The sequence below is a fragment of the Nonomuraea sp. NPDC003201 genome (assembly GCF_053590415.1).
This window is the reverse complement of record NZ_JBSFTC010000559.1, coordinates 1-4,006: the sequence shown is the minus strand read 5'-3', so window position 1 is coordinate 4,006 and position 4,006 is coordinate 1. Positions and strand designations below refer to the sequence as shown.

Sequence of the window (4,006 nt, the reverse complement as noted above, 5' to 3'; positions counted from 1 at the left end):
GACTACAACATCGACAACTGGACCTGGGCCAAGACGCAGGGCGTCTACAACATGGTCCGCGACTTCAAGCAGCGCGGCGTGCCGATCGACTGCGTCGGCCTGCAGTCGCACTTCAACGGCAACAGCCCGTACAACAGCAACTACCGCACCACCATCTCCAGCTTCGCCGCCCTCGGGGTGGACGTGCAGATCACCGAGCTGGACATCCAGGGCGGCTCTGCGCAGACCTACGCCGCCGTGACCAACGACTGCCTGGCGGTGGCCCGCTGCGCCGGCATCACGGTGTGGGGGGTACGCGACCAGGACTCCTGGCTCGGCGCCGGCGCCAGCCCGCTGCTGTTCAACGGCGCCAACAAGAAGCCCGCCTACGACTCGGTCCTCAACGCCCTGAACGCCGCCAACCCCGGCCCCACGCCCACGGTGACCCCGACGCCGCCCGGCGACAACGGCCAGATCAAGGGGGTGGCCTCCGGTCGCTGCCTGGACGTGCCGAGCGCCAGCACCACGGATGGCACTCAGCTGCACTTGTGGGACTGCAACGGCCAGTCCAACCAGCAGTGGAGCTCGACCTCCGCGGGTGAGATCAAGGTGTACGGCAGCAAGTGCCTGGACGCCGGCGGCACCGGGAACGGCGCGAAGGTGCAGATCTACAGCTGCTGGGGTGGCGACAACCAGAAGTGGCGCGTCAACTCCGACGGGAGCATCGTCGGTGTGCAGTCGGGACGCTGCTTGGACGCCGTCGGCGCAGGCACCGCCAACGGCACCCAGATCCAGCTGTACGACTGCTCAGGCGGCGGCAACCAGAAGTGGACCTGGAGCGGGCGTTCCTGAAGCCGCGTCGGTAGGCCCATGACTTCGCCGCAACCGGTGGCCGGTTGCGGCGAAGCGCGTAGGTCTGCGAGCGTCGTCGGGCTCACACGCCCGTGATGGTCCATTGGTTGTTGGTGCTGTTGTTCGGCGTCCACATGGCGACGGTGGAGCCGGCTGTGCTGTTGCCCATGCCGTCGAGGGCCGTGCCGGTGCCGCGGTTGATGATCTGGTAGCGGCCGTTGCCCGTGCTGTTGAGGCGCCACTGCTGGTTGTTGCCGCCGCCCCACGCCGCCTGCCTGGCGTTGGCGCCGTTGGCGGTGTTGCCCCAGCTGTCGGCGACCATGCCGTTGGTACGGTTGACGATGCGGTACCACCCGCCGCCCAGGTCCACGAGCTGCCACTGCAGGTTGGTGCTGCCGTCCCAGTTCCACTGCTTGAGGTTCGCCCCGGAGGCGACGTTCCCGCCGCTGTCCAGCGCCAGGCCGGTGGTCGCGTTCGTGATCCGCACGTAGGTCGCCGGCGGGGGACCGCCGGACCCGGTCATGCGGTACGTACGGCCGGCCTGGCCGGTCAGTCCGATGACGTCGTTCTCGGGTTTGGCGACGCTGACGGTGTCGCCGGTCGTGGTGTCGACCACCTGGTAGGTCCCGGCGAAGATCCGGCTGCGCACGTTGACCGTCCCGTCACGGTCGAACCTGATGAGGATCTCGGTGGCCCCGCCGGAGCTCCACGTCGCGTCCACGGTGTAGCCGCCGCGCCCTCGAAGACCCTGCGCCTTCCCGCTCGGCCAGGCCGCCGGGAGCGCCGGCAGGACGTGAAGCTCGCCGTTGTGGCTCTGCAGGAGCATCTCGGCGATGCCGGACGTCGCGCCGAAGTTGCCGTCGATCTGGAACGGGGGGTGCAGGTCGAACATGTTGGGCGCGAGCCGGGCCGTCGTCACGAGGGCGCGGATCAGGTCGTGCGCCCGCGTGCCCTCCTCCATCCGCGCCCAGTAGTTGATCTTCCACGCCAGCGACCAGCCCGTACCGTCGTCACCGCGCAGTTCGAGGGTCCGCCGCGCGGCGGTGTACAGCGCGGGGGTGCCGCGCTTGGTGATCTGGTTGCTGGGGTGCAGGCCGTAGAGGTGGGAGATGTGCCGGTGGTTCTGCTCGGTCTCGACCCAGTCGTACAGCCACTCCTGGATGTTGCCGCGTGAGCCGGTCTTCATCGGCGGGAGCCGGTCCCGGGCGGCGAGGACCTGCGCCCGGAAGCTCGCGTCCGTGCCCAGGAGCTCGCTCGCCTTGGCGCAGCCGTTGAACAGGTCCCGCAGGATCTGGTTGTCCATCGTCGGTCCGGCGCAGACGCTGACGCCCGCGTGGTGGGTCAGTTCCGGGGAGTTCGACGGGTTCGTGACCAGATATTTGAGGGTCGGTTCTTCGACGAGGGTCTCCAGGAAGAACTGCGCGGCCCCCTTCATCGCCGGGTAGTACTGCCGGAGGAAGTCGAGGTCGCCGGTGAAGAGGTAGTGGTCCCAGATCATGGTGGCCAGCCATGCGCCGCCGGTCTGCCACATGCCCCAGGTCGCGCCGTCGACGACCGAGCTGCCCCGCCACCCGTCGGTGTTGTGGTGGGTCACCCAGCCGCCGGCGTTGTACTGCACCCGGGCCGTGCGGGCGCCGCTGACCGTGAGGTCGTTGATCATCCTGAACACCGGCTCGTAGCACTCCGACAGGTTGGTCGTGTCGGTCGGCCAGTAGTTCATGGGCAGGTTGGCGTTGAGGGTGTACTTCGAGTCCCAGGACGGGGTCAGCGAGTCGTTCCAGATGCCCTGCAGGTTGGCGGGCTGGGTGCCCGGCCGCGAGGAGGAGATCAGCAGGTAACGGCCGTACTGGAACAGCAGCGCCGAGAACTGCGGGTCGTTGCCGCTCGCGTGCTGCGCGATCCGCACGTCGGTCGGCTGGTCGGCCGCCGGGGTGCGGCCGAGGTCGAGCGTCGTGCGCCCGAACAGCCGCTGGTAATCGGCGGTGTGCCGGCCGCGCAGGTCGTCGTAGGTCCTGCCGGCGGCGGCGTCGAGATGGCGCCGGGCGATGCCCTGGTAGTCGCCGCTGACGTCCTTGTAGTTCACGTAGCTGGAGCCGATGGAGATCAGCACCGTCACGCTGTTGGCGGACCTTACCTGCAGGGTGCCGCCGGAGCTGCTGACACTGCCGCCTTCGGCGACGGCCCGGGCCAGCGCCAGGAACCTGACCTTGCCGGCCAGGCCCCTCTGGTCGCCGGAGATGCCGTCGAGCGCCACCGTCGTGCCGTCCGGGCTGGACCGCGTCGTCCGCTGCGGGCTGCCGAACGTCGCGGAGAACGTGATCGAGCCGGGCTTGTCGGCGGTCAGGCGGACGGCGATCACCTGATCCGGCGCGCTCGCGAGCACCTCGCGCCGGTACCGTACGCCGTTCTGCAGGTACGTCACCGTCGTGGTGGCCGTGGTCAGGTCCAGGAAACGGTTGTACTCCGAAACCCCGGTGGCGCTGCCGAAGGTCAGTCGCAGATCGCCCACGGGCTGGTAGGCCAGCTGAGCCGAGGGGTTGCCCAGCATGTTCTGGTCGACCAGGGTCTGGGCCTGGCTCCACTGGTTCTGGAAGACCAGCTGCCGGATCTGCCCCAGCGCCGCCGCGCCCTTCGTGTTGCTCTGGTCGTACGGCCCGCCGGCCCAGATGGTGTCCTCGTTGAGCTGCAGCCGTTCGGTGTCGACGTTGCCGAACACCATGGCGCCCAGGCGGCCGTTTCCGATCGGAAGCGCACGCAGCCACTCCGTGCCGGCGCTTTCGTCGTACCACAAGGCCAGGTCGTTCGCGGCTCTCACCTCCGCAGGCGCCGCCGACGCGGCCCGGGCCGCGGCCGTCCATGGCAAGGGTAACAGCGCGCCACCGGCTCCAACCGCGCCGAATCTCAGCACTTGTCTTCGCGATAAATCAGCCATTTCGGTTCTCCAATCCCTTGGGGGTTTCGCGGCCAGTCGGCCTCCGTTGGGTACGAGCACGGGCCCCGCACCGGGTACCTACGTGCTCGTGCCATCGCCGGGGCGATGAGTCGTCCCGGCGATGGCGCATGGTCAGCTGTCACGGGCCGTCAGGCGCGGGCCCACTTCTGGTTGGTGGCGCCGGTGCAGGTCCAGATCTGCACCTTGGTGCCGTTGGCGGTGCCGTATCCGGACACGTCCAGG

3 protein-coding genes are annotated in these 4,006 nt (G+C 68.9%); 1 reads left to right on the top strand and 2 read right to left on the bottom strand.

What is annotated here, in order from left to right:
* The coding region (locus ACWDX9_RS60620; RefSeq protein ID WP_449973004.1) for an endo-1,4-beta-xylanase at positions 1 to 831 on the top strand (831 nt) is incomplete at its 5' end.
* An 82-nt stretch (positions 832 to 913) separates the two neighbouring features.
* On the opposite strand, the gene ACWDX9_RS60615 is transcribed toward ACWDX9_RS60620, so the two are convergent.
* Positions 914 to 3,646, bottom strand: a complete 2,733-nt coding sequence (locus ACWDX9_RS60615; RefSeq protein ID WP_449973003.1) for a glycosyl hydrolase family 95 catalytic domain-containing protein — start codon at positions 3,644 to 3,646, stop codon at positions 914 to 916.
* A 266-nt stretch (positions 3,647 to 3,912) separates the two neighbouring features.
* Positions 3,913 to 3,999 (bottom strand): hypothetical protein, encoded by an 87-nt coding sequence (locus ACWDX9_RS60610; protein ID WP_319717862.1) that lies wholly within the window; start codon positions 3,997 to 3,999, stop codon positions 3,913 to 3,915.
* Between the last annotated feature and the right edge of the window lie 7 nt (positions 4,000 to 4,006).